This is a genomic window from Veillonella parvula DSM 2008 (assembly GCF_000024945.1).
GTDB lineage: Bacteria > Bacillota > Negativicutes > Veillonellales > Veillonellaceae > Veillonella > Veillonella parvula.
The window spans coordinates 582,501-609,311 of the sequence record NC_013520.1 but is presented as its reverse complement, the minus strand read 5'-3'; the positions used below and the strand labels follow the sequence as shown (position 1 = coordinate 609,311).

General features: G+C 40.4%; 22 protein-coding genes and 2 rRNA genes (1 of these 24 cut by a window edge). 2 read left to right on the top strand and 22 right to left on the bottom strand.

Features of this window, described 5'->3' with window-relative positions; genetic code table 11:
* Nucleotides 1-94: 94 nt before the first annotated feature.
* From folK to VPAR_RS02455, 13 genes are all read right to left on the bottom strand, one after another.
* Nucleotides 95-565 carry a 2-amino-4-hydroxy-6-hydroxymethyldihydropteridine diphosphokinase gene (folK, locus tag VPAR_RS02515; protein WP_012864035.1) on the bottom strand — a complete coding sequence of 157 codons (471 nt, stop codon included), beginning with the start codon at nucleotides 563-565 and terminating at the stop codon, nucleotides 95-97.
* Nucleotides 565-927, bottom strand: a complete 363-nt coding sequence (gene folB / locus VPAR_RS02510) for a dihydroneopterin aldolase (RefSeq protein ID WP_004698484.1) — start codon at nucleotides 925-927, stop codon at nucleotides 565-567. The genes folK and folB overlap by 1 nt, the downstream gene beginning before the upstream one ends.
* On the bottom strand, nucleotides 927-1,760 hold the full coding sequence (gene folP / locus VPAR_RS02505) for a dihydropteroate synthase (RefSeq protein ID WP_012864034.1): 834 nt from the start codon (nucleotides 1,758-1,760) through the stop codon (nucleotides 927-929). The genes folB and folP overlap by 1 nt, the downstream gene beginning before the upstream one ends.
* Entirely contained in the window at nucleotides 1,753-2,322 is a 570-nt protein-coding gene (gene folE / locus VPAR_RS02500; protein ID WP_004698508.1) for a GTP cyclohydrolase I, read from the bottom strand. Before folE ends, folP begins: the two co-directional genes overlap by 8 nt.
* A gap of 8 nt (nucleotides 2,323-2,330) precedes the next feature.
* Nucleotides 2,331-3,887, bottom strand: a complete 1,557-nt coding sequence (locus VPAR_RS02495; protein WP_012864033.1) for an ABC-F family ATP-binding cassette domain-containing protein — start codon at nucleotides 3,885-3,887, stop codon at nucleotides 2,331-2,333.
* A gap of 104 nt (nucleotides 3,888-3,991) precedes the next feature.
* Nucleotides 3,992-5,137 (bottom strand): amidohydrolase, encoded by a 1,146-nt coding sequence (locus VPAR_RS02490; protein ID WP_012864032.1) that lies wholly within the window; start codon nucleotides 5,135-5,137, stop codon nucleotides 3,992-3,994.
* A gap of 158 nt (nucleotides 5,138-5,295) precedes the next feature.
* Nucleotides 5,296-6,234 (bottom strand): S66 peptidase family protein, encoded by a 939-nt coding sequence (locus VPAR_RS02485; RefSeq protein ID WP_012864031.1) that lies wholly within the window; start codon nucleotides 6,232-6,234, stop codon nucleotides 5,296-5,298.
* Between the two features lie 121 nt (nucleotides 6,235-6,355).
* Nucleotides 6,356-7,957 carry a peptide ABC transporter substrate-binding protein gene (locus VPAR_RS02480; protein ID WP_004695386.1) on the bottom strand — a complete coding sequence of 534 codons (1,602 nt, stop codon included), beginning with the start codon at nucleotides 7,955-7,957 and terminating at the stop codon, nucleotides 6,356-6,358.
* Nucleotides 7,954-8,772, bottom strand: coding sequence for a serine hydrolase (locus tag VPAR_RS02475; protein ID WP_012864030.1), 819 nt, complete (start codon nucleotides 8,770-8,772; stop codon nucleotides 7,954-7,956). The genes VPAR_RS02480 and VPAR_RS02475 overlap by 4 nt, the downstream gene beginning before the upstream one ends.
* Before the next feature lie 12 nt (nucleotides 8,773-8,784).
* The gene (locus VPAR_RS02470; RefSeq protein ID WP_012864029.1) at nucleotides 8,785-9,732 is read right to left on the bottom strand and encodes an ABC transporter ATP-binding protein; all 948 of its coding nucleotides are present in this window, start codon (nucleotides 9,730-9,732) and stop codon (nucleotides 8,785-8,787) included.
* Nucleotides 9,732-10,712: an ABC transporter ATP-binding protein gene (locus tag VPAR_RS02465; RefSeq protein ID WP_012864028.1), complete on the bottom strand. Its 981-nt coding sequence runs from the start codon at nucleotides 10,710-10,712 to the stop codon at nucleotides 9,732-9,734. Before VPAR_RS02465 ends, VPAR_RS02470 begins: the two co-directional genes overlap by 1 nt.
* Nucleotides 10,712-11,611: an ABC transporter permease gene (locus VPAR_RS02460; RefSeq protein WP_012864027.1), complete on the bottom strand. Its 900-nt coding sequence runs from the start codon at nucleotides 11,609-11,611 to the stop codon at nucleotides 10,712-10,714. The genes VPAR_RS02465 and VPAR_RS02460 overlap by 1 nt, the downstream gene beginning before the upstream one ends.
* Nucleotides 11,604-12,536, bottom strand: a complete 933-nt coding sequence (locus tag VPAR_RS02455; RefSeq protein WP_004695374.1) for an ABC transporter permease — start codon at nucleotides 12,534-12,536, stop codon at nucleotides 11,604-11,606. The genes VPAR_RS02460 and VPAR_RS02455 overlap by 8 nt, the downstream gene beginning before the upstream one ends.
* Before the next feature lie 135 nt (nucleotides 12,537-12,671).
* Here VPAR_RS02455 and VPAR_RS02450 point away from each other — a divergent pair, with 135 nt between their 5' ends.
* Together VPAR_RS02450 and VPAR_RS02445 are read left to right on the top strand one after the other, a co-directional pair.
* Complete coding sequence (locus tag VPAR_RS02450; protein WP_012864026.1) at nucleotides 12,672-13,505, top strand: pyridoxamine kinase; 834 nt, start codon at nucleotides 12,672-12,674, stop codon at nucleotides 13,503-13,505.
* A gap of 21 nt (nucleotides 13,506-13,526) precedes the next feature.
* Nucleotides 13,527-14,111, top strand: coding sequence for a DUF805 domain-containing protein (locus VPAR_RS02445; RefSeq protein ID WP_042466700.1), 585 nt, complete (start codon nucleotides 13,527-13,529; stop codon nucleotides 14,109-14,111).
* A gap of 129 nt (nucleotides 14,112-14,240) precedes the next feature.
* Here VPAR_RS02445 and VPAR_RS02440 read toward each other — a convergent pair whose 3' ends face one another.
* The 9 genes from VPAR_RS02440 to VPAR_RS02400 all read right to left on the bottom strand — a co-directional run.
* Complete coding sequence (locus VPAR_RS02440) at nucleotides 14,241-15,410, bottom strand: hypothetical protein (RefSeq protein WP_004695368.1); 1,170 nt, start codon at nucleotides 15,408-15,410, stop codon at nucleotides 14,241-14,243.
* A 272-nt stretch (nucleotides 15,411-15,682) separates the two neighbouring features.
* Complete coding sequence (cydD, locus tag VPAR_RS02435) at nucleotides 15,683-19,270, bottom strand: thiol reductant ABC exporter subunit CydD (protein WP_012864024.1); 3,588 nt, start codon at nucleotides 19,268-19,270, stop codon at nucleotides 15,683-15,685.
* A gap of 197 nt (nucleotides 19,271-19,467) precedes the next feature.
* The gene (gene cydB, locus VPAR_RS02430) at nucleotides 19,468-20,487 is read right to left on the bottom strand and encodes a cytochrome d ubiquinol oxidase subunit II (protein ID WP_012864023.1); all 1,020 of its coding nucleotides are present in this window, start codon (nucleotides 20,485-20,487) and stop codon (nucleotides 19,468-19,470) included.
* On the bottom strand, nucleotides 20,478-21,866 hold the full coding sequence (locus VPAR_RS02425; RefSeq protein ID WP_012864022.1) for a cytochrome ubiquinol oxidase subunit I: 1,389 nt from the start codon (nucleotides 21,864-21,866) through the stop codon (nucleotides 20,478-20,480). The genes cydB and VPAR_RS02425 overlap by 10 nt, the downstream gene beginning before the upstream one ends.
* Nucleotides 21,867-21,950: 84 nt before the next feature.
* Nucleotides 21,951-22,382 (bottom strand): RrF2 family transcriptional regulator, encoded by a 432-nt coding sequence (locus tag VPAR_RS02420; protein ID WP_012864021.1) that lies wholly within the window; start codon nucleotides 22,380-22,382, stop codon nucleotides 21,951-21,953.
* Nucleotides 22,383-22,603: 221 nt separating this feature from the next.
* Nucleotides 22,604-23,098 carry a MogA/MoaB family molybdenum cofactor biosynthesis protein gene (locus tag VPAR_RS02415; RefSeq protein WP_012864020.1) on the bottom strand — a complete coding sequence of 165 codons (495 nt, stop codon included), beginning with the start codon at nucleotides 23,096-23,098 and terminating at the stop codon, nucleotides 22,604-22,606.
* Nucleotides 23,099-23,106: 8 nt separating this feature from the next.
* Nucleotides 23,107-23,967, bottom strand: coding sequence for a polysaccharide deacetylase family protein (locus tag VPAR_RS02410; protein ID WP_012864019.1), 861 nt, complete (start codon nucleotides 23,965-23,967; stop codon nucleotides 23,107-23,109).
* 630 nt (nucleotides 23,968-24,597) lie between these two features.
* Nucleotides 24,598-24,714: ribosomal RNA gene (gene rrf / locus VPAR_RS02405) — 5S ribosomal RNA — on the bottom strand.
* Between the two features lie 219 nt (nucleotides 24,715-24,933).
* A 23S ribosomal RNA gene (locus tag VPAR_RS02400) occupies nucleotides 24,934-26,811 on the bottom strand; it runs 1,057 nt beyond the window's last position.

Genomic DNA, 26,811 nt, shown 5'->3' with positions numbered 1-26,811 from the left:
CTCCATGACTCCCCAATCATAAAACGTAAAAGCATGCGTACAATATGTATCATGTTTACAATGTATCTAACATTAGCTTATATACGATTCTAGCTTATACATCTAATTGAGATAATCGGTCGGCAACCTTAACCCCTTTATATGTGAAAGTTGGTAACAGCTGAGATAGCGGTTCTAGTACAAAATTACGATTCCAAAAATGAGGATGCGGTATCACAAGACTTTCATCACACAGAGAAATCATTTTCCCCTCTGTATCGTACACTAAAATAATATCCAAATCTAACGTGCGAGGACCCCAATGAATCAATCGTTTTCGTCCAGCCGCCTGCTCTAATTGCTGAATAAGGCTGAGCATTTGATGTGGTTCTAGAGTGCTTTCACAAGACCATACGCCATTAACAAAGGTATCTTGTTCCGTATATCCCCACGGCTCAGTTTCAATAAGAGAAGAAGTGACTAGCTTAGAAATTGCCCCATGTTGTTGTAAGGATTGAAAAGCAGAATTGATGTAGTCACTCTTGTCCCCTATATTTGAGCCTACACTGATGTAATAGGTATACATCAAATTTGTCCTCTTGTAGTGATAACCTCAACATAATCCAAAATGCCTGAAATCGGTACAGATGGTTTACGCACCGTTACAGAGAGACCTACAATACCTTGATAATGTTGGTACAAGGAATCGGCGATAAGCGCCCCTAATCGTTCTAAAAGATTGTACTTTTCACCAGTCATAATTGATTCTACAATTTCATATACCTCTACATAATTGATTGAGTCCTCTAATTGATCACTTTGACCGGCCTTTGTAAGATCAGTTATTATTTCTACATCTACAAAAAATCGTTGCCCTTGTTCTTGCTCAGATGCCAAATTTCCGTGGTATCCGTAGAATGCCATATTTTTTAAAACGATTCTATCCATTATTCACCTCGTAACAAGCCGTCTGCTACAACTAAGGCGCGTTTGTGCATTTTCACATTGTGAACACGCACCATATCAACGCCTTGGAATACACCTGTAATACAAGCAGCTACCGTACCTTCATCGCGATCTTCTGGAGGCAATCCGCCTAACATAGATCCGATGAAACGCTTGCGGCTTGGAGCAAGTAAAACAGGATATTCATAAGCGGTTAACTCACCCAAGCGTTGCATAACTTCAATATTTTGTTCTTCAGTTTTACCAAAGCCAATACCTGGGTCAAGCCAGATTTGTTGTGGCGTTACCCCCTCTTTCAACGCTTTATCGATAGCACAGAAGAAGAATGCTTTCATATCTTCAATAATATCACCATAATTTGTATCATTACTATTATGCATGATGATAACAGGTACCTTATATTTAGCCACTACTGCGGCCATGTCAGGATCATAATGTAAGCCCCATACATCATTTAGAATATGTGCCCCTTTTGAGAAGGCATATTCTGCGGTTTTAGCATGATATGTATCGATAGACACAGGAACTGTAGAGGCCTGTAAGACAGGCTCTATTAATAGAGATAAGCGTTCTATTTCCTCGTCTGCGGTCAAAGGTGTAGAACCAGGGCGTGTAGATTCAACGCCTAAATCGATAATATCTGCACCATCTTCAATCATTTGTTTTACATGAGCAATAGCTGTTTCTGGTGTATTAAATTTTCCCCCATCAGAGAAGGAGTCAGGTGTACCATTCAGTATACCCATGATAAGGGTACGATCACACAAAGATAAGCTTTTGCCATCATTCCATGTATAATTTCTACGTTTAAACATTTACCTGTCCTCCGCCTAACATTGCCAACGCTTCATCTCTTAATGTGCCCTTTTCGGCTAATACGCCTCGGCTTTCTAATGTAATAACCTTTGAATCTTGCTGCATGGTCCCTTTGATGAGCATACACAACTGAGTCGATGTAATGCGTACAAATACGCCATGAGCAAATAAATCATTCATAATCGCATCAGCTAATTCAGATGCTAACCGCTCTTGTAATTGCGGTCTACGGCTGAGGATATTCACGATATCTTGAAACTTACTAAGTCCTGCCACACATCCATCCTTAGGTTGGTACACGATATCTACGGTACCAAAAAAAGGCAATAAATGATGCTCACACATGGAGTAAAACGGAATCCCTGTAACTGCTACGAGACCTTTATAGTCTGTACTAAAAGTCTCTCCCCATGCAGCTTTCGTGTCTAATCCTACACCGCTGAATAATTCACTATATAATTCTGTTACACGACTTGGTGTCTTCTCTAATTCTGGTGCCTCTGTATCAACAGATAAAGCCTCTAAGAATTGCTTTATCCCGTCCTTTGCACGTTGATTCATCGGTCCTCCTAAACGATCTTTGTCGTCCAATCCTCAATATTCCAAATATCCGTAACCCAACCTTGATAAAATTCGGGCTCATGACTAACCAGTACAATCGTACCTTTAAAATCACGCAATGCTCGGCTCAGTTCTTCCTTCGCATATATGTCTAAATGGTTGGTCGGTTCGTCTAGCACCAACACATTGTACTTATTCTGCATGAGCTTACATAGGCGAACCTTTGCATTCTCACCACCAGATAATACGCGCATTTGAGACGTAATATGTTCATTAGTAAGGCCACAACGAGCTAATGCTGCACGCACCTCTGCATTGGTCATAGCAGGATATTCATTCCAAATATAGTCTAACGCTGTTTCAGAATTGGATGGCGTATCCTCTTGGGCAAAATAACCTACTTGTAAGAACTCACCTTTTACCAACTCACCACTAACAGGCTTCAATAAACCTAAAATAGTTTTTAACAACGTAGTTTTACCTAGACCATTGACACCGCGAATAGCAATCTTTTTATTTCTTTCAATTTGAAAGTCTACAGGTCTAGTTAATGGTTCATCATAACCTAATTGCAATCCGAAAGCCTCTACGATAAAGCGACTTGGTGTACGGCCTTCTTTAAAACCAAAGCTAGGTTTAATATACTCTTTTGGTTTTTCCAAGATTTCCATCTTCTCTAAGCGTTTAGCTCGAGAGTTCGCCATACCGCGCGTTGCAACGCGAGCTTTGTTGCGTTGAATAAAGTCTTCCATACGCTCAATCTCTTGCTGTTGACGTTCATACGCCTTAGCAGCTTGCGCTTTTTTCACCTCGTAAGCGGCTTGGAACTGATGATAATCACCAGTATAACGCGTAAGCACCGCCTGTTCGATATGGTAAATAACATTAACTACGGAATTTAAAAACTCCATATCATGAGAAATCAAGATGAATGCATTTTCGTAATTTTGCAAATAGTTTTGCAACCATTGAATATGCTCTACATCAAGATAGTTTGTAGGTTCATCCAACAATAGAATAGTCGGTTTCTCTAGTAAAAGCTTTGTGAGCAAAACCTTTGTACGTTGACCACCACTGAGTTCTGTTACATCTCGGTCCAAACCGATATCCACAAGGCCCAAGCCTGCAGCCGTACGCTCAATAACCGCATCAATTTCATAGAACCCACGTTGCTCTAGAATCTCTTGCCACTCCCCAACTTGCTCGAGAAGCTTATTCATTTCATCTTCGGATACATCGCCCATACGATTGTACGCATTATTAATGTTTTGCTCCATCACGAATAAATCGTCAAAAGCGCTCTGTAACACATCGCGGATGGTCATGCCCTTTTCAAGAACAGCATGTTGATCCAAATAACCAACCGTTACTTGATTGGACCATTCAATTTTGCCTTCATCAGGCGGCAATTTACCTGTAATGATATTAAGAAATGTAGATTTACCTTCACCATTAGCACCAATGAGGCCTACATGTTCACCTTTTAGCAAGCGGAATGATGCATCATCTAAAATTTGTCGCGCTCCAAAACCATGGGTTACATTTGAAACGGTTAAAACACTCATATCTATCTCCACCGGAATAAAAGCCGTCTTGTAGAAGACGGCTTGTTTCATACTTACTTAAATATTATATCTATTGTACCTTTTTGACCTCTATATGTCAAAACTTAGGCATCACGTAGCAAGGCATATCGCAAGGCTACAACAGCCATAATTTTAGCTCCTTTAATAGCTTGTGCCAATCCATAGTCAGAACCTGCTGCACAAGTGAATTCTGGCGTATGTGCTTCTAAGCCTAATCCAATCTGTAATGTGGGCTGTGCCGTAGGCACTTCATAGGACACATTACCTACATCAGTACTACCATCAGCCTCATCATCAGGCAATATACGAGGTGCCTCACCGAACTCAGTCATCACATCCTTAAAGAGATTTAATAGCTTTTTATCTTGACGCATATCCTTAAAGAGTGACTCATAATGATGCATTTCAACTTGAGCACCATAGGATGCTGCAATCTCTTGAGCAGCCGCTTTGATAGCCGGCAAAATAATACCTTCTAAATCATCCACTGTACTACCACGAACAGTCATGCGAATCGTAGCCTTTGGTGTAACCACATTTGGCGCTGTACCTGCTTCGGTAAAAATGGCCCCCACAATAGCCCCTTTAGGAAAGGTTTTCTTTAACTCTTTTATTTTTTGATATAATTCTACCGCACAATCTAAGGCATTAATTCCTGAATCTGTTAAGGATGCAATATGACAGGAGCGCCCATGGAAGGTAACCTCTAGTGGGTGTGTCGCTAAGGACGTGCCCCCCACCTCATTTTCACCGCCAGGATGAATAATAAGCGCCGCCTCATAGCCCTTAAATAAACCAGCCTCTGCCATATATACCTTACCACCAATAGTTTCCTCTGCAGGGCAACCAAAAAAAGTCGTTCCCCAATCCTGTGGCGCACTTTGACTGAAAGCAACAGCAGCACCTAAGCTCATCATGGCAATAAGATTATGACCACAACCATGACCGAGCTCAGGTAAGGCATCATATTCTCCTAAGAATGCGATTTTATATTTAGCATTACCTCTATAGTCGGCTCTCAACGCGGTTTGTAATTCACGTATATCGGTGAGCCCTACTTGAGATATAAAATTCTGTTTTTCTAAGAATTGGTGAATTGCCTTTACTGCTTTATGCTCATTCAAGCCCAATTCTGGATTATCGTGTAAATATAAGGAAACAGCACGTAATTCCTGTGCCATACTATCTATGATGGCACAGGCACGAGCCTCTCGTTCTTGTAGTGTCATAACTCCCCTTATTATTATCTAATATCTTTGTTATCTAATATCTTTATTATCTAATATCTTATTCCCTAATATTTTATTACCTAATATCTCGGTAACTACTATTTTTATCTAATATCTGTTTATCTGTTAACTAAAATCGTTCACCTAAAAGCTCTTATCTATTTCGTATAAGGATGAACGATGATGGTATTAGAAATATATCTAAAGCTAATCATCGCTCCTAGCGGTAAGGTTTGATGTGGTGAACCATGTCCCGTTGGCACATAGCATACAAAAGGATCTGGTAATTCTGGTTTTCTATTTTCCTCCATGTATCGCAATGTTTCATAACCTAAGTCATAATCACGTTCATCTTCATCTCCTTCACAATCTGTAAAGGTGCCAATCACTAAGCCTTTAATGCGGCTCAACAAACCACTGAGGCGAAATTGTTGTAACATACGATCCAGCTTATAAGGAGCCTCCCCTACATCTTCAATAAATAGTAAGGTATCCTCCCAAGATTCATCCTCTAAAAAATAAGGTGTTCCTGACAGAACGGATAATATCGTCATATTACCACCACGCAAAATCCCTTCTCCTAGCTCGGTACCAATCGCACCTCTAGGAGGTTCTGGCAAAGGTTCTATGACTTTTAATTTACCTTCTAAAACATTAAATAATGCATCAATATCTGCCTTACGCTCTGCTTTAAAATCTACCCCCATAGGCCCATGATACGTAATAAGGCGACTGTATCGATTGATAGCCATATGGAGCGCCGTACAATCACTGTATCCAATAAAAGCCTTACGATACTTGCGAATCGCTTTATAATCCAGTCGTTCTAAATAGCGCATCGTGCCATAACCACCCCGTAAAGCGAGCACCGCATCACAAGGAGCTGTAGTCATCATGTATTGAAACTCTGCGGCTTGCTCCTCAGGTGTGCCTCCATATAGCCCCTTTCGGCTTGCACTTTCACCCACAAGCACCTTATAGCCTTTAGCCTTACAAATTTCTTCTATTCTATGTAAATCTTCATCGCTAGCACTAGCAGGTGCCATAATACCTATGGTCATCCCCGGTGCCAAACGTTTTGGTTCAATCCAGTCCATATATCCTCAGAAAATACCTGTTAACTTATAATATATTAATAATCCCATGCAACAAAAGACTAATATATTAATATTCCCATACAACAAAAGACGTACACAAAGTGTACGTCTTAAGTGTATCTTATTTGTATGCTTTTTTAAAGTCAACAAGTCCCAATGTGGTCCAGAAATAATTTTGAATTGTTCCATTTGTCACATATGGTTGTGTTGTAAAGTACAACGGCATAACAAGAGATTCATCAAAAATCATCTTTTCTGCTTCATGCATCAACGCATCACGAGCCGCCCCATTTGGAGTTGTACGAATACGTGCAATCAACTCATTATACTCATCACTATGATACTGACCATCGTTATCTTCAGCAGAGAATACCTCTAAAAAGTTTTGTGGATCGCTATAATCGGCAACCCAAGAAGCGCGAGCTACTTGGTACTTGCCAGCTTCACGGTCTGCCAAGAATACCTTTGTCTCTTGATTTTGTAAGCGTACATCTGCGCCAAATGCATTTATCCATGCATCTTGAATCGCTTCTGCAATAGCTTTATGTAATTCACTTGTATTATACAAAATCGTAATTTGCGGCAATGGACGATTCTTGCCATAGCCAGCCTTTTTCAGGATTTCCTTGGCTTGCTCTACATCTTCGTATACGAGATAGCTACCAGCTTCACGGAAGTCTTCACGACCATTGCTTTCAAGCATACCATATGGTACGAACGCATAAGCTGGTTCTTTACCGCCTCTAACAATATTATTAACAATATTAGCACGGTTGATAACCATAGAAAAGGCTTTACGCACATCTGGATCTGTAAAAGGTTCTGCTTTCACATTGAATACGTAATAGTAGTTACCAAGCATAGGTCCAATATGTAATAGGCCGGCTTCTTCTAGACGTTTTTGATCCGCTACAGGAGGCTCAACCGTCATATCAGCTTCGCCACCTTCAACTAAGGTAAGGCGTGTACTTTGAGACTCACTAATAGGCCAATTCATTTTCTCTGTCTTCACAGATTCTGCATCCCAATAGTTTGGATTCTTAATGAAATCCATTTCCCCATTATGCTTCCAAGAAAGTAAACGATATGGACCATTAGATACTATTGTTTCCGCATTAGCCGCCCAGTTTTCGTGAGCTTCTACTGCTTTTTTACTCACTGGATAATAGCTATGAGACGCTAATAATTTCAAGAAATAAGCCGTTGGATTTTCTAAGGTAACTACCAATGTATCCTCATCAATAGCTTTAACCCCAACATCTTCAGCTGCAGCTTTCCCCGTATTAAAAGCTTCACCATTTTCCAATACATATAACATATATGCATTATCCGCATGGACTTCAGGGTCTAATACGCGCTTCCAAGCGTATTCAAAGTCATAAGCCGTCAAAGGCTCTCCATTGGACCATTTTAAATTAGGTCGTAAATGGAAGGTATACTCACGACCATCATCGGAGATGTCCCAATTTTTAGCAAGTGCTGCTTCAGGTTCACTTTCATCATTCAAACGAACTAGACCATCGAATAATTGAAGTTGAACCGTAGCCTCCGGAGAGGTAGTAGACTTTGCGGGATCCAATGTGGATGGTTCCTGCTCAATAACATAGCGGATTGTGTGTTCATCGATTGGTTGAACACCACGAGGGTACCCAAATACGAATAAGAGTACGCTCACCCCTAGAGCGAGGACCATGAGTTTTAACAAGTTTCGTTTATCCATCATGGCAATGCTTCCTCTACAAATTCTTTCATGATGCGCCCAACTTGAGCGCCTAACTCTTTACCTCGGTCATTATCGATATCGCTCATTAAAAGGATAAAACAAAAATGACCTCTAAATGTTTCTATTACACCCCCATCATGTTCTACACGATCAAGGGATCCTGTTTTATGGTGAAAGCGTATGCCTTCTCCCCAGTAAAATGGTAAGATATCACGGAATTGTTGGCGACCTAAGATATTCCACATTTCTCGGCCATAAACATCTCTATCACGACATTCAAAAATGTGTTTATACAAACGAGCTAACGACATAGCTGTAATGTGATTATCACGACCTTCAGCTAGGGCGTTAAAGTCCATCATCATGCGATTAAGCTCCATCTCATCCACACCAAGCTTTTCTGCACGAGCATTGATATTTTCCATGCCGAGCACTGTGATGAGTAGATTTGTTGCGATATTATCACTAAGAACCATCATGAGACGGCATAACTCAAGATATGTAAAACTATGTTTACCAACTAACTCTTGTAGTGCGCCGCCACCTTCAACTCGTGGAGTTCTAGATAAAGGAACTGTATCATTAATGTCCAATTGCTCCGTACGAGCTAAATGAAAGACATATTCCATGATAAGTACCTTAATTAAACTCGCACTAGAATGTACAGTATTTTCACCTCTAGCTGCGATGAGTGTTGGTTCCTCTTCATCATCGAATTGTAGCACCGCATAAGATATATTCCCTGCTGGGGCTAATTCTTTAATGACTGTATCTAGTTGATGTTCCAAGGACTTGCCAACAATTAGTTTTTCCATACTATTCTCCCATTATATGTGCCAGCATGCGATGCGGCGATCTGCCCAATCTCGAAGTGGCGGACGTTCTGTAAAACAACGACCTTTCGCTTCTGGACATCGGCCACTAAACAGACACCCTTTTGGTGGGTCTAATGGATTTGGTGGATCCCCTTTAAGCGGTGCCCCAATTGGTGCATGTGGCATAACTGGACCATTTAAGGCCGTCAATGCACGGGTATACGGATGCTGAGGGAATTCATATAAGTCCAATGCAGGACCTTCTTCCATGACGGCACCTAAATACATAACAACCATGCGATGACTAATGTAGCGCACCATATTTAAATCATGAGAAATAAAGAGGTACGAAATACCATGTTGTTCTTGTAACCGTTCTAGTAATGTCATAATTTGCACTTGGATAGATACATCTAACGCAGAAATCGGCTCATCACAGATGATACATTGAGGCTCCATAATAAGAGCCCGTGCAATGCCGATACGTTGACGTTGCCCACCAGATAGTTCATGAGCATAACGCTCACCAAATGACATATTTAAGCCAACTTGGTCAAGCACCTCTTTTACACGAATCACGCGATCTCGGGGTGTATACTTTGGATTCAATTCTAAAGGCTCCTCTAAAATTGCATTAACCGTAAGCCGCGGATTAAGGGATGCATAAGGATTTTGAAATACCATTTGCATCACCGGGTGAACAGACTCTCTATCCACATAAGGGTTGATATGTCGACCATTCATATAAATAGAACCAGATGTAGCTTGATATAAACCCATCAAAGTGTAACCAAATGTAGATTTACCACATCCAGATTCCCCTACGATACCTAAGGTTTCCCCTGGTGATTGATATAGACTCACGCCTTGTACGGCATGTACCGTTTGTTTTGGCTTAAATAAGCCGCCTGACAGGGTGAACTCTTTAACGAGATTGTCAGTCTCCCATACGTAACTCATTAAAGTCCCTCCAACTTAGCTAACCAACATGTAAACTGGTGACTTTCACCAACATTTGTAACCATCGGAACCCGACTACCGCAGATTCTCATAGCCCATTTACAACGAGGATTAAATGCGCATCCACGAGGTAAATCAAATAGATCAGGTGGTTGACCTTCAACGGCCTTCAATTCGCCGTGCCATTTACCTTGAGGCAATGCAAGCAACAGCCCCAAAGTATATGGGTGACGGGGCTCGCTAAAGATACCATCTACTGTAGCAGACTCAACACATTTACCTGCGTACATAACCATAACCCGATCACAAATTTGAGCAATAACACGTAGGTTATGAGAGATAAAGATAATCCCTATGCCAGCCTCTACGGCTAATGTTTGCATAAGGCGCAAAATTTGTGCCTCAGTAGTAATATCAAGAGCTGTTGTGGGCTCATCACAAATTAAAATCTTAGGACGACCAGCCACTGCCATAGCAATACATACGCGTTGACGCATACCGCCACTCAACTCATGAGGATATTGAGATAACCGTCGTTCTGGTGTAGACAACCCCATCTTCTTCAATAAATCGATGGCAATGACCCTTTCATCGTAATCTTCACCATATGCATTTGTACGATGGATAACCTCATACATTTGCTCTCCAATGGTCATGATAGGATTCAAGGAGGTCATAGGATCTTGGAACACCATGGCAACAGTCGTACCACGAAGTTCATTCCAATCATCTTCAGTAAATCCAAGACAATCATGACCATCAATCATGAATGTATCCGCTTTAATTTTAGTTTTACCATATGGCAATAAGCCCATTAAAGAGTTAACTAAAACGGATTTACCACACCCAGATTCCCCGACTATACCTAAAATCTCACCAGGGTATAAAGAAATATCTTGATTGCGAATAACTCGCAACGGACCTTGGAAGGTATTGATGGTAATAGATACATTACGTACATCAACAATAGCATTATTCATTATCTATCTCCTTCCTTAGGGTCTAATACATTACGTAAACCGTCGCCAAAAAATGCGAAACCAAGCATGGTAATACTAATAGCAACAGCTGGGAAAATCAATTGGAACGGATAAGAGCGCATGCTACTAATACCTTCAGAAGCTAGTACGCCCCAGCTCGCCATAGGTGCATTTACACCTAAGCCGATAAAACTAAGAAATGCTTCTGTAAAAATAGCCTCAGGAATGGCCAATGTTAAAGTAATAATGATCGGTCCTACACAGTTTGGTAAAATATGACGTAATAAAATTCGACGCTTAGGAATACCCATAGCTTCTGCTGCAATGATGTATTCTTCGTTTTTAACTTTCAAAATTTGGCTGCGTACGATACGGGCCATATTAAGCCAATACGCAATCCCCAACGCTACAAAAATAGAGATTAGCCCAGGTCCAAGTACAACCATCAATAAGATTACGTATAGTAAAAGTGGAATACCATACAAAACATCTACGATCCCCATCATGATACGGTCTACCTTGCCACCTATATAACCCGCAATGCCGCCATAGGCAACGCCAATCACAAGATTAATAAAAGCTGCTACAAAACCAATGGTTAAGGAAATACGAGCGCCGTACATAACACGTGTATAGATATCACGGCCCAATGTATCCGTACCAAACCAATGGCTAAAGCTTGGACTTTGGTTCGCATCAATTAAGGATTGGTCCGCATAGGTATAAGGTGAAATAAGTGGACCTAGAACAGCAAGCACCATCATCACAATAATGATGGTTGCACCAACTACAGCTAAACGATTTACCTTAAATCGTTCCCATTTACTAGGACGTTTTATAAAGCTAGTAATCTCTTCTTGAGGGGCTCGTTCAATAGGTAAAAAGTCTTCCTTATTCATCTGTCCCCTCCTCCGTTGTAACTCGTGGATCGATTAATGGATAAATCATGTCCACCAAAATATTAAGAAATACTACAAGCGCACTATAGAAAATCGTAATACCAAGAATAACCGTATAGTCTCGGTTATAAATAGATGTTACAAAATACTGACCTAGACCAGGAATCGCAAAAATTGTTTCTACGATAAAGCTGCCTGTTAACAAACTAGCTGCCAATGGACCTAAGTACGTAATAACTGGCAAAATTGCATTGCCAAGGGCATGACGTGTCAAAATGGTCCAAGAACCTAGACCTTTTGCGCGAGCTGTACGAATGTATTCTTGTTGATACACGTCAAGTAAACCACTGCGCGTTAAGCGAGCAATAAAGGCCATCGGTTGCGCTGCTAATGTCAACACAGGTAACACCATGTAAGAGGGGCCACGCCATAAAGCCACAGGGAACCAGCCCAGTTCAAAGCCTACAATGTATACAAGGACAGCACCAATAATAAATGTAGGCACAGATATACCGATTGTAGATAATACAGTTACCGCATAATCTACAATGCTATTAGGTCTCATGGCACTAATCGCACCAGCCGTAATACCACCAACTATAGCTACCATTAAAGATAATAAGCCAAGCTGTGCGGAAATTGGGAATGCATCACCAATTATATCGTTTACACTACGGCCTTCATATTTAAATGATGGGCCCAAGTCACCTGTAATGACGCCACCTAAATAATCTCCATACTGTTTCCATACAGGATCATCGAGATGATATTTAGCCTCGATACTTGCTTTCACCTGAGGCGGTAATTTCTTTTCTGTTGTAAAAGGCCCACCAGGTATCGCATGCATTAATGCAAATGTTACGGTAATGATGACCCATAAGATTATGATTGCGCCACCTAGGCGTCGAAATACATACCTCGTCATTGTCACTTTCCTCCATAAAAAGTTTATTCGTTTTATTATACTACATTATGAAGTTAATTTCATGATTAACATCATTACATTTACAGAAAGGCTCACATAACGTACAATAAAATATATGATTATTTGGAGGTGTCTATGGTAGCAGTACCTAGAGTTTTAACAATTCAAGACATGAGCTCTATCGGACGCTGTGCCCTTACCGTTATGATTCCTATCATCAGTGCCATGCACTGTCAGGCGGTTCCTTTAGCAACAGCGGTACTAAGCAATCACTTAGAGTATCCACACTATGAATTCGTAGATTTATCTGCTCATATGAGAGACTTTATGAACTGTTGGGATAAAAACGAAATTGACTTTCACGCTATTGTAAGTGGATTCTTGGCATCACCAGAACAAATTTACCTCGTCGAAGAAGCTATCAATCGATTTGCCAATAATGGCCAAATGGTTATCGTTGATCCTGCAATGGCTGACGATGGTCGCCTTTATTCTATCTACACTCCAGATATGGTTGTTGCTATGCGCCAACTCGTGTCAAAGGCCCACATCGTAAAGCCAAACTATACTGAGGCATGCTTCTTATTAGATATTCCATTCTCAACAAATCCTATTAGTGAGGATGAATTGCGCAAACGGTGTAAACAATTACATCACATGGGCCCTGAAATGGTTATCATGACTAGCGTCCCATCAAAAACACATGCTGTTATTGCGGTCTATGATGGACCTACAGACTTTTTAAAAACATACTCTATACCTCTGGTTCCTGTAAAAGCTACAGGGACAGGAGATATTTTTACTGCTGTATTATCTGGTGCTGTAATGAAGGGATATTCTCCTTATGATGCGGCAGAACTGGCAATGAATTTTACTACCAAAGCGATTCAAGCAACGTTAGATACAGTACAATCGCTAAAACATGGAGTCGCATTTGAGTTAGTTTTGCCAGAATTAACTCAACTATAAGCTATAAATAAAGGGGAACTTATGGATTTACTTTATGTTGTATTAAGAACACTGCTCATATGTACCATCGGTTTACTCATTGCATTCCAAGGACGTCGCATGGGTTTATCGATTTTTAACTTAACGGGACGGTTAAATCGACTACAATTTATCATATGCTTCATCGCTTTAATGATTTTATTTCATATTGTCCACTACATCGATAACATATTCTTGGACTTTGTTGTATCACTACCAGCATATTGGTTGACTAGGGTCATTATTTGGCTCTTACTGGCAACCCTCTTTCCTTTATCTTGTGTCTTATTTGGCCGTCGTATTCACGACATCGGCTTCAATGCATGGGCAGGAATCCTCTGGTCGGTAATCATGATTTTCATCAATACCTACTCTGCCGTATCTCCATTCAATTACATGCTAGAGCTTTTTATATGGCTCATCGGCTTCCTATTCTGGGTATTACCAGGACAACCTGAGCCTAATCAATATGGTAACCCTCCATTTATGAATGTAAATCGGACAGTTTATGAACCAATACAGCCACCTATATCTAACAAAAAACAAGAAGGTCGAAAAACAGTTCGTAAGCGACGCAAAAAGCGATAATTAAAAATTAACACCCTACAATAAAAAACGTATCTCTATAAGTAATATATACCTTCTTTACTGGACAACCAGTAAAGAGAGTACATATCAAAGAGATACGTTTTTATTATGTCTTCAGTTTTTACAACATTAGTTCATTAACAACATCAACTCAATCAAAGTACAACCTATATATGCAATAATAAACTTAACCTTTTGTTTACGCGCTCTATCATCATCTGCAATTTTAAGTCGATTTGCAAGGAATCGTTTATCGCGAATTTGCAACAAAAGGTGTTTGATTCGCTCTTGGCTTTCATTAGCAGTATACTCATCACAATCAGCTGTCAATGTAGCTTGTTGCATGAAGATACGTCGGTGTAGTTTACGCATTTGAATTTTAATATTGTTATGTACAAATGCACTTTGCCACTGTTTACGAGAATCAAAATACATGTACAAATACCGAGGAATATTCATAACCAAGAAGGATATGATAAAAATCCCTAAGGAAATTAAAAAGTATGTAGAGAATGAAAATTCCAATGTTTCTGTTGGTAAGTAGTGATGCAAGATAATAAATGTAATCCATACACCTATTGGCAATAAAAGAACTGCTGCAATATCGATAGAACGAAGCCAGCTAGTACGAGTTGGCACATCAGGTACTGTAAAAGTATCTACAGGATCATGGAATGCATAGTAATCCAACTGTAACACAGATTGACTGGTACGCGGGTTACCCAAGAGAACGGGTCCATTACTACCAATATGGCGCTCAGGCATGGGTATGAATTTCTTCACTTGTGTATTAGGTAATAAGTCAAACTGAATGATACCTTTCTTCTCAAAGCGTACAGTAGATCCTTTTTCACCTAATGCAATAGGGTTAAAGAATATACCGAAGAGACTTAGACACCAGTTTCCCAACAAGTGTAAAATGGAGTTCAAAATAAACCCACCTGTATCTATATTATTTGTATCTAGGCGAATGGCAAAGGATGATGAATAATCATCGAACCATAAATCCTCTAAGGTGAATTCCACATTAATCACATTCCCCCATTTTGTAATAATGGATAGGAATATTTGATTGTTTGGTTCAAATTCAAATGTTACAGCATAAAAGAACCAATGATTACGAAGAGCGGCACGCAACATGCGATTAACCATATCTTCTTCTATATATAATAAGCGATGGTCAAACAAATCTTGTTCTAAAGGTGCTTTTTCTAATACGGGCGCCTTATCCACCACCGCATCTCGATCAGATAATGCTTCATCCACCAGAGCTCGTAATTTGGTGAAGATTTTAGTCATAACCCCTCCAAGGGTGAAATAATAGCTCTTAACACAAAAATTATACCATATATTGCATGATTTATCGATAAAAGTATACTACATATACTATTAAATATAAATATAATTAAAGCCCCTTTTTGCATAGAAAAAGGGGCCTTATTAATGTAGTTAAACATTAGTCATATTATAATTTAATATTCATAATAGATCTTAAATTGCAACGTAATATTAAACATTGTCCAAATCTATAATTAAGCATAAATAATAGATACTTTAAATGATATTTAGTTTTATTGAATACTTGCCATGGATAAATAACAATATTCATAGAAACGCCCTCGAAGAGCTATCAATTCTTCATACGTACCAGCTTCAACAATTTGACCTTTATCCATAAATAAAATCCGGTCCATTTGTTCTAAACCTTCCAATTGATGCGTAATATATAGACATGTCTTACCGTCTACATAATGCATCAAGTCACGATGTAAAGCTTTTCTTGTTACTTGATCCAAGCCCTCTAAAGGTTCATCTAATAAAACGATTTTAGGATTGCGCAAGAACAATCTAGCTAATGCAACTCTTTGACGTTCACCACCACTCAAACCTTGCCCTCCACTCCCTACAATCGTATTCATACCTTCTGGTAATTTTTCAACTACCGATCGCAATGATGCACGATTAATGGCTAGCTCTAAATCCTCCATAGAAGCTTCAGGTCTTGCAAGTAGTATATTATCCTTAAAGGAAGCATTAAAAATATACGTATCTTGAGTTATAGTCCCCAATGCATTACGCCAAGTATCAATTGAAATATCCTTCAACTCCACCGAGCCTATACGAATAGATCCACCATAATCATATAACCTCTCAAGCATATTAAACAATGTCGTCTTTCCAGACCCACTAGCACCTACGATAGCAATGGATTCCCCTTGTTGAATATGTAGTCTGAGATTCTCATAAATATGGCGATATTCATCATAACCAAAGGATACATCTGTAAAAATAATATCCTCATTAGGATTAAATGATTTTGGTGATATAGGTTCTACAATAGATATCGGTTCATTACTGAGAGCCATGAGACGACTTGTAGCAACTTTACTTTCTGCACCATGATGAACAGCAGCAATCATAGGCTGTAACGCTTCAAACCAAGCCTGTGTGCCAATGGCAGCCACCGCTACCATAACACTAGCCCAAGCACCTGTTAACGCATTAGAAGCCATAATAGCTACAATAACTACAGTTAACTGAACGCCGCCCATGAATAGTGTATTACCCATATTCATGCCTCGCTCAATAGTACCTTTTTGAGCATCTACATTGCGCATCATATACTGAATACGCTTATATACCATGTCTTCATTGCCATAACTAATCACATCTTCCAGACTATCCATAGTATCACTTAAAAGCGCTTTATAATCGCCTTGTTGGGGCCCAATCGTACGTAAAGATTCTTTATTATACGAATAAACAACCAAAGGTACTATTACACCTAATACGAAGGCCGACAAAAGAATAGGTATAATCAAACTATTGTCAATTGTAGAAACTCCATATGCAATCAATATAGTCAAGGCAACAGCTGCTACGGGTGGAATCAAAGTGCGCAAGTAGAAGAATTGTAATACCTCTATATCCCCCATGATGCGTCCCAACATATCACCTGCCCCAAACCGTTTGAGTATAGCAGGTGCCAATGGTTCCAAATGAGCATAAAACCACAAGCGCAAGCCATAGAGTCCTTGGAATGCCATGCGATGAGATGTATAGCGCTCAAAATAACGACATACAGCACGACTAACACCGAAGAATCGAACTCCTACGATTGCAAGACTTAAATAAGTAAGTCCTGGTTGCAGTGCGGCAGATGCCAATAGCCAAGAGGATACTGTCAAAAGCCCAACATTCATAAACACTGTTAAGAATGTAAATAGCAAGGCCAATACTAATGACCACTTAGCGGGACTCAATACAGAAAACAACAACTTCCAACCTTGTAAGCTCATATTAGAACCTTTTGCATTATCTTTAAAAGTCTCAGTATATTTAACAGATTTAACAAAATACTCTGTGCCATTGATAGGTTTATCTACGACCAATGTATTCTCTGAATCAAATTGTTTTCCAATATACAATGGTTCTTCAAGAGTTGCTGATAATTGCCCTAAGCCAGATGTAACAAGGTCTTTAAAATAACCCGCTTCTTGAAGTAGGTCATGATAAGAACCTTCTTGAATAATTGATCCATTTTTCAAGACATATAGTTTAGATGCCCAATGCATAGTTTGTAATCGATGCCCAATAATGATGACAACCTTATTTTCCATCAAACGCTGAATAGCCGTACTTATAATAGCTTCTGTTTTTACGTCTAGATGTGCTGTCACTTCATCAAGAATCAATACCTGACCCTTCCGCAGGAATGCACGAGCTAAAGCAATACGCTGCCGCTCACCACCACTAAGGCCTAAGCCACCTTCACCGATAACTGCATCAAGACCATCTTGTTGTCGATTAATAACATCTAATAACTGAACCTCTTTGCACGCATCGAGAATCTCCGCATCACTTACATCCATACCAAAGGATAAGACCTCTCGTAAGGTCCCTTTCATAATATGTGGATGTTGAGACACATAGGTAATTTGCTGACGCCACCAGTCGATATCTAAATCACATATATCAATGCCATCGATAGTAACTGTTCCTTTCGGAGCCTGTAAAAATCCACCAATAATATGGGCAATAGTAGATTTGCCAGCTCCACTTTCACCAACGAGCATAATAGGTACATTACGCTCAGCCTCTAGTGTGATATGGTGTACCCCATTCTCACTATTTTCATAGGTAAAAGTTAAATCTTTAATTGCAATCTCTTGTATAGATTTCTCGAGTTTAGAATCACCACCTAATGGTAAGGACTGCGGACGATTCATAAATTCTTCGTATTTCAGAATAGATGTTTTACCTGCCATCCCCGTATGGAAAGCAGCCCCTAATTGTCTAAATGGGGTATAGAACTCCGGAGCTAACAATAAAATAAAGAAGGCTGGGAAGAATGTAATTTCACCATCTAATAAAGTTAAGCCTAAATATACCGCAATCAAAGCAGTACTAATCGTACTCACTAACTCAAGCACTAAAGCGGATAAAAAGGCCACCCTCAATACTCGTAAAGTAGAGTCTTTAAACTCTTGAGATAATCGACCAATAACCTTAATTTGATCTTTTGCACGACCAAAGAGTTTTAGCGTAGTAATCCCTTGCAATACGTCTAAAAAATGCCCTGATAGGAAGCTCATACGCTCCCATTGTTCCTTATTTAATCGATCAGCTTGCTTCCCAATTAAGATCATAAAAAATGGAATTAAAGGCACCGTAACAATTAAAATAATACCAATTATTGATAATGTATCTATAATGGCGATTCCCATAATAAGTGGAATCATAATAGCGTATAAAATCTGCGGAATGTAACGAGCCACATATGCATCAACTTGCTCTAAACCATCGGTAAGCATATGGATGACATCGCCATGACGTTCCTTATGTTGTACACCAAGCTTAAACATATGGGCCAAAGAGCGTTCTCTAAAGGATGCTTTTACTGCACTCCCCAAGTGATTTGCCACTGCCTCTTGAACGTAATGTGCCACCAATCTCATAACAATAGCTACAAACAAATAAATGATGGTGTTCATTTCATCAGCTAGTGTATGTTCCAAAAATATAAGGTTATTTATTAAGGTTCCAAAGAACCAAGCTTGCCCAACAATTGACAGACTTTCTATTAAACAGGTTAAACCGAGTAATCCAAGCCGTCCTTTATGTTCTAGCAGCGCTTTAAATGCGGTACGCTGTATCATACTATCCTCTATGGTAAATCAACTTAAATATATAAAATCAAACAAATTTAAATTCCTTTAAATAGGCCTAAAAGAATCCAAGTGAATCTAAATTTATCAATATTATAATTATCTTACCACAAAAAAGAGGCGTGCCGCTACGGCACGCCTCACATTAAGATTTAATTTTTACTCACAAGAGTTATAAGGCTATTCTATTAATAGTGTAAATCTTTTTCTGTTACACGATGACGGAATGTCCAATATACCCAAGATTGATAAACCAAAATAATTGGCACAAATACGAAGGCTACACAAGTCATCAAAGTCAACGTATAAGTAGAGTTAGCTGCATTAGTAATAGTCAAGCTCCACTCAGGATTCAAAGAAGAAACCATAATACGAGGGAACAAACCTGCAAAGTATGCAGCTGTTACAGAAACAACAGATAAACAGCTAAATAAGAAGCCCCATTTTGTATTTCGAGTGCGTGCTGCGCCCCAAGAGATGAGGAAGAACACGATAGCCAATGCAAAGCAAACTACAGCTAATACAGAATTAAATAAATCTGTATATACGTAAGTTGCACCTACCAATGCCAATGCACCAATAGCTGTAGGAACACCTACTACCAAAGAAGCAGCACGAGCGCGTTCAGAAATAGCGCCAGCTGTTTTAATAGAAGTAAATAAGCCACCATGGTATGTAAATACCAAAATGAACGCAATACCACAAAGTACTGTGTAAGGACTTAATAAATCAAAGAATGTTCCAACATATGTCATACTTGCATCAATTGGAGTACCTTGAATCAAGTTACCTACTGTAACACCCCATAATAGTGCAGGAATCAAGGAGCCAAAGAAGATGCAGTAGTCGAATGTTTTACGCCATAACAAATTAGAGCTCTTAGAACGAAATTCAAAGGATACGCCACGAATAATAAGAGCTGCAAGCATCAAGAATAGAGCCAAGTAGAAGCCACTAAATAATGTAGCATACACATGAGGGAAAGATGCGAATAATGCACCACCAGCAGTAATCATCCAAACTTCATTACCATCCCACACAGGACCTAAGGCATTGATCATTTGTCGACGTTCAACGTCAGTTTTACCAATGAATGGTAACAAAATACCAGTACCATAGTCAAAACCTTCTAATAAGAAGAAGCCAGCGAATAGTACAGTAATTAAGATAAACCATACCACTTCAAGGTTATTAAAAATTAATTCCATAATCTTGCCTCCTCTTTTTCAACTACATCATGAGATGGATTTCCATCTGGACCTTTTTTAATGTGTTCTACAGCAAGGTAGATAGCCGCGATAGCAGCCACGATATACACAAGTGTAAAGCCGATGATTGTAGTCATAATTTCTGGAGCCGTTACGGATTTAGACGCACCATCTGCAGTCAATTGCAAACCATATACAAGCCATGGTTGACGACCTGCTTCCGCTACAAACCAACCAGTGGAGTGAGCGATGAATGGCAATGGCAACATCCAGAACATAATTTTTAAGAATGTACGATTTTCAACAAGCTTGTCTTTTGCATTTAGGATAAGACCTACAAAGGCAACAAGTAACATAAGAGAACCAGCTGCTACCATGACACGGAATGTCCAGAAGATTGCTGGAACATCTGGAATATAGTTGCCAGGGCCATATTGAGCCTCTGATTTTGCTTGAAGGTCTTTGATACCTTCTACCTTACCAGACGTAAAGGAGTTTTGAGTCAAGAAGGATAAACCACCAGGAATTTCAAGAGCACCTGTATTCTTTTGTGCTTTAGTATCAATATTAGCTACCAAAGAGAATGGCGCTGGATCTTGTGTTTCCCACAACGCTTCCATAGCAGCCATTTTCATAGGTTGTACTTTTGTGATGTATTGACCTTGATGATGACCAGCTAATGCACCTAAAGTACCAAATACAAGTGCGATAACCATGCCCCATTTAGCGGAGCGGCGGTAGAACTCTGTCGCATTATTACGCAATAAGTGCCATGCACTGATTGCCATAATAATTACACCAGCTGTTAATAAACCATTCAATACGATATGGAAAAATTGTCCAGGTACATAGCCATTTTGAACGATGGTCAAGAAATTTTCCATCTCTGCACGGCCATTGCGTAATACAAAGCCTACAGGATGTTGCATAAAGGAGTTTGCTACGAGAATCCAGAACGCAGATAAGTTAGTACCTAACGCTACAAATGTAGCTACAAGGGCGTGAACACATTTATGTAAGCGGTCCCAACCGAAAATCCAAACGCCCATGAATGTAGATTCCAAGAAAAATGCCATTAATGCTTCAAGGGCCAATGGGGCACCAAAAATGTCACCCATAAAACGAGAATATTCTGCCCAGTTCATACCGAAATGGAATTCCTGAACAATACCAGTCACCACACCCATGGCAAAGTTAATTAGGAACAATTTCCCCCAGAACTTAGCCATTTTTTTGTATACCTCTTTACCAGTCGACACATAGGTCCACTCTAAAGCAGCAACAGTCACTGTCATACCTAGTGTGAACGGCACAAATAACCAGTGATAGATAGATGTTAGCGCGAATTGCAATCGGGCTAAATCTACAGCTTCAAACATGTGTTTTCCTCCTTAGAATAAAATACTAACATCACTTGACGAGCTTTTACAAAAAACCTTGCATCATTGCGACTGTAAAAAAGCTCAAGCCTCAGCAATAATCAACTGTTCTCGTTGGGCAAGGGTCTTAAAATTAACCGCTTCCAACTGATTAATCAATTGATGCTGAATCACGCCCATTGCTTCATTTATAGCGCAATGCCCCTTACAAGACTTAGAGCAAGAACCTACATCATATAAACAACGTTGTAAATACGCATCCCCTTCTACTGCTCTAATTACATCAAGCAACGAGATCTCTTGAGGGCTTCGATTCAGAGCAAACCCACCATCTACCCCTCGGAAAGATTTCATAATTCCTGCTGCAATGAGACTACGCATAATCTTGAGCAAAAAGCGTTCTGGAATCAACTCTTGCTCAGCCAATACAGCACCAGTTATCTTCGAGCCCGAAGGTAGTAGCGCCATATGCAAGACCATGCGAAATGCATAATCCGTGGCCTGATTTAACTTCATAAAGTCTCCTTTCTCATGCACTCGGACAAACGTATTACTAAATCTAGTATAAATGAAATAAAACAATACTGCAATGGTATTGTTTTAAACAGAATAAATTAATTCACTTACTTCTCATGCTCATATTTTATGAATCAATTACCTACTTTTATATCTATCAAATATTGATTGTCATCATATATAAAAAGACTGCTCTCAAAAGAACAGTCTCAATATATGTATTATTTTGTAATTTCTCTCACCAAATGACCCATTTCAGGAATGATGAGTTTGCTCATCGCTAAGGTAACAGCCCCTACAGAGCCAGGAACGGAGAACATTAAAGTGTTATTATTAACACCGGCTTCTGCACGAGATGCCATTGCTTTCGTACCAATATCCTCTGTATAGGATAAATATCTAAAGATTTCACCAAAGCCTGGAATATGCTTTTCATATAGGCTATTCACCGCTTCGATGGTAACATCTCTCATAGCTATACCAGTTCCACCAGTGGAGATAATTACATCAACAGCCTTATCATTACACCATGGAATCATGGCATTTCTTATAGCATCATAATCATCAATGACAATTTTGCGTTCTACCACAATATGATTCGCTTGTTCCAAGAACTCTTGGACCTTATTGCCCCCCTTATCAGTTTCTAATGTACGAGTATCAGATACCGTTAAGACTGCAACACGTAATGGTCTTGCTACAACTTCGTAAGACATAATTCCTCCTAAAATAAAGGCACAATAGACGCCAATATCGGCCATCCATTATCGCGTAATGTATCACGCAATGCCCATGTATACTTAATAAGCGGTGCACAATGTAGGCGCAACCAGAAAGATAAATACGGTGTATCTCCTTGGAATACAGCTAGTCGATTTAGAGCATATAAATTATCCCCTGGCTTTACTGTTCCTGGTTGAACTGTGAAAGCCATTTTATACCCAGACTGTTTAGTAACATATTGAACGAGCATATCATTAAAACCACCAGGATACGCCAAATAATTGATAGGTTCTCCTAAAATACCTTCCATAGATGTTTTACCACCAAGAATGGCATCAGGCAATTCTGTAGGATCCATATGAGTTAGTATCTTATGATGATTTGTATGCCCTTGAATATCAAATCCTGCCGTCTCCATTTGACGCATTTGTACAGTATTTACAAAACCAGGCGTATTGGCTGCGTCACTAATCATGAACAAAGTAGCTTTCATATTATATGCTTTTAATATAGGCAATGCATGTTCATAATTATCTACATAACCATCGTCAAATGTTATTACTATAGGCTTCTCTGGTAAATCCGAACCATTTTGTAAATAATCATACAACTGATTCAATGTAATCGTATTATACCCATGATTATGGAGGTATTCCATCTGCTCCTTAAACTGATCCACATGCAATGTTAAAGCGGAGTGTTTCTCATCATTTATTTGATGGTAATTAAGTACTGGTACACCATATAACTTGTAATCTGAAGACAGACCCCACATAACTCCAATAGAAACCGCTAAGATTGCAATACATATTGCAATACAATATAACAACTTTTTAATGCAGCTCTTGCCATATTTATACATATAAAATAATCACTCCCATCGACTTACATACACAATGAGAATACCATATTTTTAATAAAAGTATCAAGAAAATAGACGTATAAAAAAAGATCATTTTTTCTACAACTAAACTTAAATTCCTATCAATGCTCATTGTAGATTTACCTTCACTGCTCCGCAGTTCTGTACAGCTTACGTTCGGAAAAAGGTGATGTGTGGGCCCCATACGTCGTTTAATCCTAATTACTTTTTGCTTGCCCTACTTGCTTCCTCACTGTGGATTTTCCTTTACTGCTTCGCAGTTCGGTAAATCTTACGTTCGGAAGAAAGTGATGTGTGGGCCCCATACTTCGTTTAATCCTAATTACTTTTTGCTTGCCCTACTTGCTTCCTCACTGTGGATTTTCCTTCACTGCTTCGCAGTTCGGTAAATCTTACGTTCGGAAGAAAGTGATGCAGTGAATCTGTCGTCGTTTTACTCCTCCATCTTCTACTGCCCTACTTTTCCCACGCCGTCTTATTGATTAATACACATAGACCATACTTCTACAACCTTGCCTGAAAACGGCTCTAGAAGGAATTAGAATGTGCTCATTAGAGCACAAAAATAGAGGGCCAACTCTTTTGGGTTGACCCTCTATTGTATGCTTCAATCAGCAGCTTCCTATCCTCCCAGGCCGTCTCCAGCCAAGTACTTTCGGCGTTTATGAGCTTAACTACTGTGTTCGAGATGGGAACAGGTGGATCCTCATAGCCATCGCCACTGAATCTGTCAGAGTTTGTACTCTGAAAACCACATAGAAGTATATATATTTGTTGCACATTCTGCTTAATGTTTTGTTATATGTTGCGTCCCATACTCAAAGTACACGTCTAGAGGATTGCGTCGAAGCCTGTGGATTTCACATCGTGAAATCTTACGTTTCGACGTAAGCGACTCCACGCAACTTGTGCGTCGCGTTGCTCCTTCAAGTTGGTTACGCTGCTTAAGTAAAGCCCTCGATCGATTAGTACCAGTCAGCTCCAAACCTCACGGCTCTTCCACACCTGGCCTATCTACCATGTCGTCTACATGGGATCTTACTAGCTTATGCTATGAGAAACCTCATCTCAAGGCTGGTTTCACGCTTAGATGCTTTCAGCGTTTATCCGTCCCGAACGTAGCTACCCAACTGTACCCTTGGCAGGATAATTGGTACACCAGCGGTTCGTCCACTCCGGTCCTCTCGTACTAGGAGCAGCCCCCTTCAAGTTTCTTGCGCCCGCGATGGATAGGGACCGAACTGTCTCACGACGTTCTGAACCCAGCTCACGTACCACTTTAATCGGCGAACAGCCGAACCCTTGGGACCTACTTCAGCCCCAGGATGTGATGAGCCGACATCGAGGTGCCAAACCTCCCCGTCGATATGGACTCTTGGGAGAGATTAGCCTGTTATCCCCAGGGTAGCTTTTATCCGTTGAGCGATGGCCCTTCCACTCGGCACCACCGGATCACTAAGCCCGACTTTCGTCCCTGCTCGACCTGTCCGTCTCGCAGTCAAGCTCCCTTCTGCCTTTACACTCTTCGAGCGATTTCCGTCCGCTCTGAGGGAACCTTTGGGCGCCTCCGTTACTCTTTTGGAGGCGACCGCCCCAGTCAAACTGCCCGCCTAAGACTGTCCGGCCGGTCGTTACTCGGCCCGTTAGAAATCAATTAATGAAAGGGTGGTATCCCAACAGCGACTCCCCTAAAACTAGCGTCCTAGGTTCTACGTCTCCCACCTATCCTGTACATTCATTAACTAAGTTCAATCTTAGGTTGCAGTAAAGCTCCATGGGGTCTTTCTGTCCAGTCGCGGGTAACCTGCATCTTCACAGGTACTTCAATTTCACCGGGTCCCTCGTTGAGACAGTGCGCAAGTCGTTACACCTTTCGTGCGGGTCGGAACTTACCCGACAAGGAATTTCGCTACCTTAGGACCGTTATAGTTACGGCCGCCGTTTACTGGGGCTTCAATTCAGAGCTTCGACCGAAGTCTAACCCCTCCTCTTAACCTTCCAGCACCGGGCAGGTGTCAGCACCTATACATCAGCTTTCGCTTTAGCAGGCACCTGTGTTTGTGGTAAACAGTCGCTTGCGCCTCTCTTGTGCCACTCATTCATGCTCCAAGCGTTGCTGCTCTTCACACTACATGAGTCCTCCTTTTCCCGAAGTTACGGAGGCATTTTGCCGAGTTCCTTAACGAGGGTTTTCCCGCGCACCTTAGGATTCTCTCCCCGCCTACCTGTGTCGGTTTTGGTACGGGCGATGTGTCTCTACCTAGAAGCTTTTCTCGACAGTGTAGGATCAATCACTTCGCGACTATTGCTAGTCACTCGTCATCACATCTCAGCTTTTAGAACTACGGATTTGCCTATAGCTCAACCTACCTGCTTAAACACGCTCTTCCAATCGCGTGCTGACCTACCTTACTGTGTCACTCCATCGATCAAACGATTCACACCGGTACAGGAATTTCAACCTGTTGTCCATCGCCTACGCTTTTCCGCCTCGGCTTAGGTCCCGACTTACCCTGAGACGACGATCGTTGCTCAGGAACCCTTAGGCTTTCGGTGGAATGGATTCTCACCATTCTTTTCGCTACTCATACCGACATTCTCACTTCTCATCAGTCCACAACTCCTTACGGTACTGCTTCAGCCCGATGAGAACGCTCCCCTACCCATATACATTGCTGCATATGACACGACTTCGGTTTTACACTTTAGCCCCGGACATTTTCGGCGCAGAGTCTCTCGACCAGTGAGCTATTACGCACTCTTTAAATGGTGGCTGCTTCTAAGCCAACATCCTGGTTGTTTTGGAAATTCCACATCCTTCGC

Bases quoted from the DNA above. Each gene is read 5' to 3' on its own strand.
- VPAR_RS02420 (WP_012864021.1), bottom strand. From the start codon at position 22,382: ATGAAGTTAAATCAGGCCACGGATTATGCATTTCGCATGGTCTTGCAT.
- VPAR_RS02410 (WP_012864019.1), bottom strand. From the start codon at position 23,967: ATGTATAAATATGGCAAGAGCTGCATTAAAAAGTTGTTATATTGTATT.
- VPAR_RS02425 (WP_012864022.1), bottom strand. From the start codon at position 21,866: ATGTTTGAAGCTGTAGATTTAGCCCGATTGCAATTCGCGCTAACATCT.
- VPAR_RS02485 (WP_012864031.1), bottom strand. From the start codon at position 6,234: ATGGACTGGATTGAACCAAAACGTTTGGCACCGGGGATGACCATAGGT.
- VPAR_RS02460 (WP_012864027.1), bottom strand. From the start codon at position 11,611: ATGAATAAGGAAGACTTTTTACCTATTGAACGAGCCCCTCAAGAAGAG.
- VPAR_RS02450 (WP_012864026.1), top strand. From the start codon at position 12,672: ATGGTAGCAGTACCTAGAGTTTTAACAATTCAAGACATGAGCTCTATC.
- folP (WP_012864034.1), bottom strand. From the start codon at position 1,760: ATGTTTAAACGTAGAAATTATACATGGAATGATGGCAAAAGCTTATCT.
- VPAR_RS02445 (WP_042466700.1), top strand. From the start codon at position 13,527: ATGGATTTACTTTATGTTGTATTAAGAACACTGCTCATATGTACCATC.
- VPAR_RS02490 (WP_012864032.1), bottom strand. From the start codon at position 5,137: ATGACACTACAAGAACGAGAGGCTCGTGCCTGTGCCATCATAGATAGT.
- folK (WP_012864035.1), bottom strand. From the start codon at position 565: ATGTATACCTATTACATCAGTGTAGGCTCAAATATAGGGGACAAGAGT.
- VPAR_RS02470 (WP_012864029.1), bottom strand. From the start codon at position 9,732: ATGAGTTACGTATGGGAGACTGACAATCTCGTTAAAGAGTTCACCCTG.
- folB (WP_004698484.1), bottom strand. From the start codon at position 927: ATGGATAGAATCGTTTTAAAAAATATGGCATTCTACGGATACCACGGA.
- cydD (WP_012864024.1), bottom strand. From the start codon at position 19,270: ATGATACAGCGTACCGCATTTAAAGCGCTGCTAGAACATAAAGGACGG.
- folE (WP_004698508.1), bottom strand. From the start codon at position 2,322: ATGAATCAACGTGCAAAGGACGGGATAAAGCAATTCTTAGAGGCTTTA.
- cydB (WP_012864023.1), bottom strand. From the start codon at position 20,487: ATGGAATTAATTTTTAATAACCTTGAAGTGGTATGGTTTATCTTAATT.
- VPAR_RS02465 (WP_012864028.1), bottom strand. From the start codon at position 10,712: ATGAATAATGCTATTGTTGATGTACGTAATGTATCTATTACCATCAAT.
- VPAR_RS02475 (WP_012864030.1), bottom strand. From the start codon at position 8,772: ATGGAAAAACTAATTGTTGGCAAGTCCTTGGAACATCAACTAGATACA.
- VPAR_RS02495 (WP_012864033.1), bottom strand. From the start codon at position 3,887: ATGAGTGTTTTAACCGTTTCAAATGTAACCCATGGTTTTGGAGCGCGA.
- VPAR_RS02415 (WP_012864020.1), bottom strand. From the start codon at position 23,098: ATGTCTTACGAAGTTGTAGCAAGACCATTACGTGTTGCAGTCTTAACG.
- VPAR_RS02455 (WP_004695374.1), bottom strand. From the start codon at position 12,536: ATGACGAGGTATGTATTTCGACGCCTAGGTGGCGCAATCATAATCTTA.
- VPAR_RS02480 (WP_004695386.1), bottom strand. From the start codon at position 7,957: ATGATGGATAAACGAAACTTGTTAAAACTCATGGTCCTCGCTCTAGGG.
- VPAR_RS02440 (WP_004695368.1), bottom strand. From the start codon at position 15,410: ATGACTAAAATCTTCACCAAATTACGAGCTCTGGTGGATGAAGCATTA.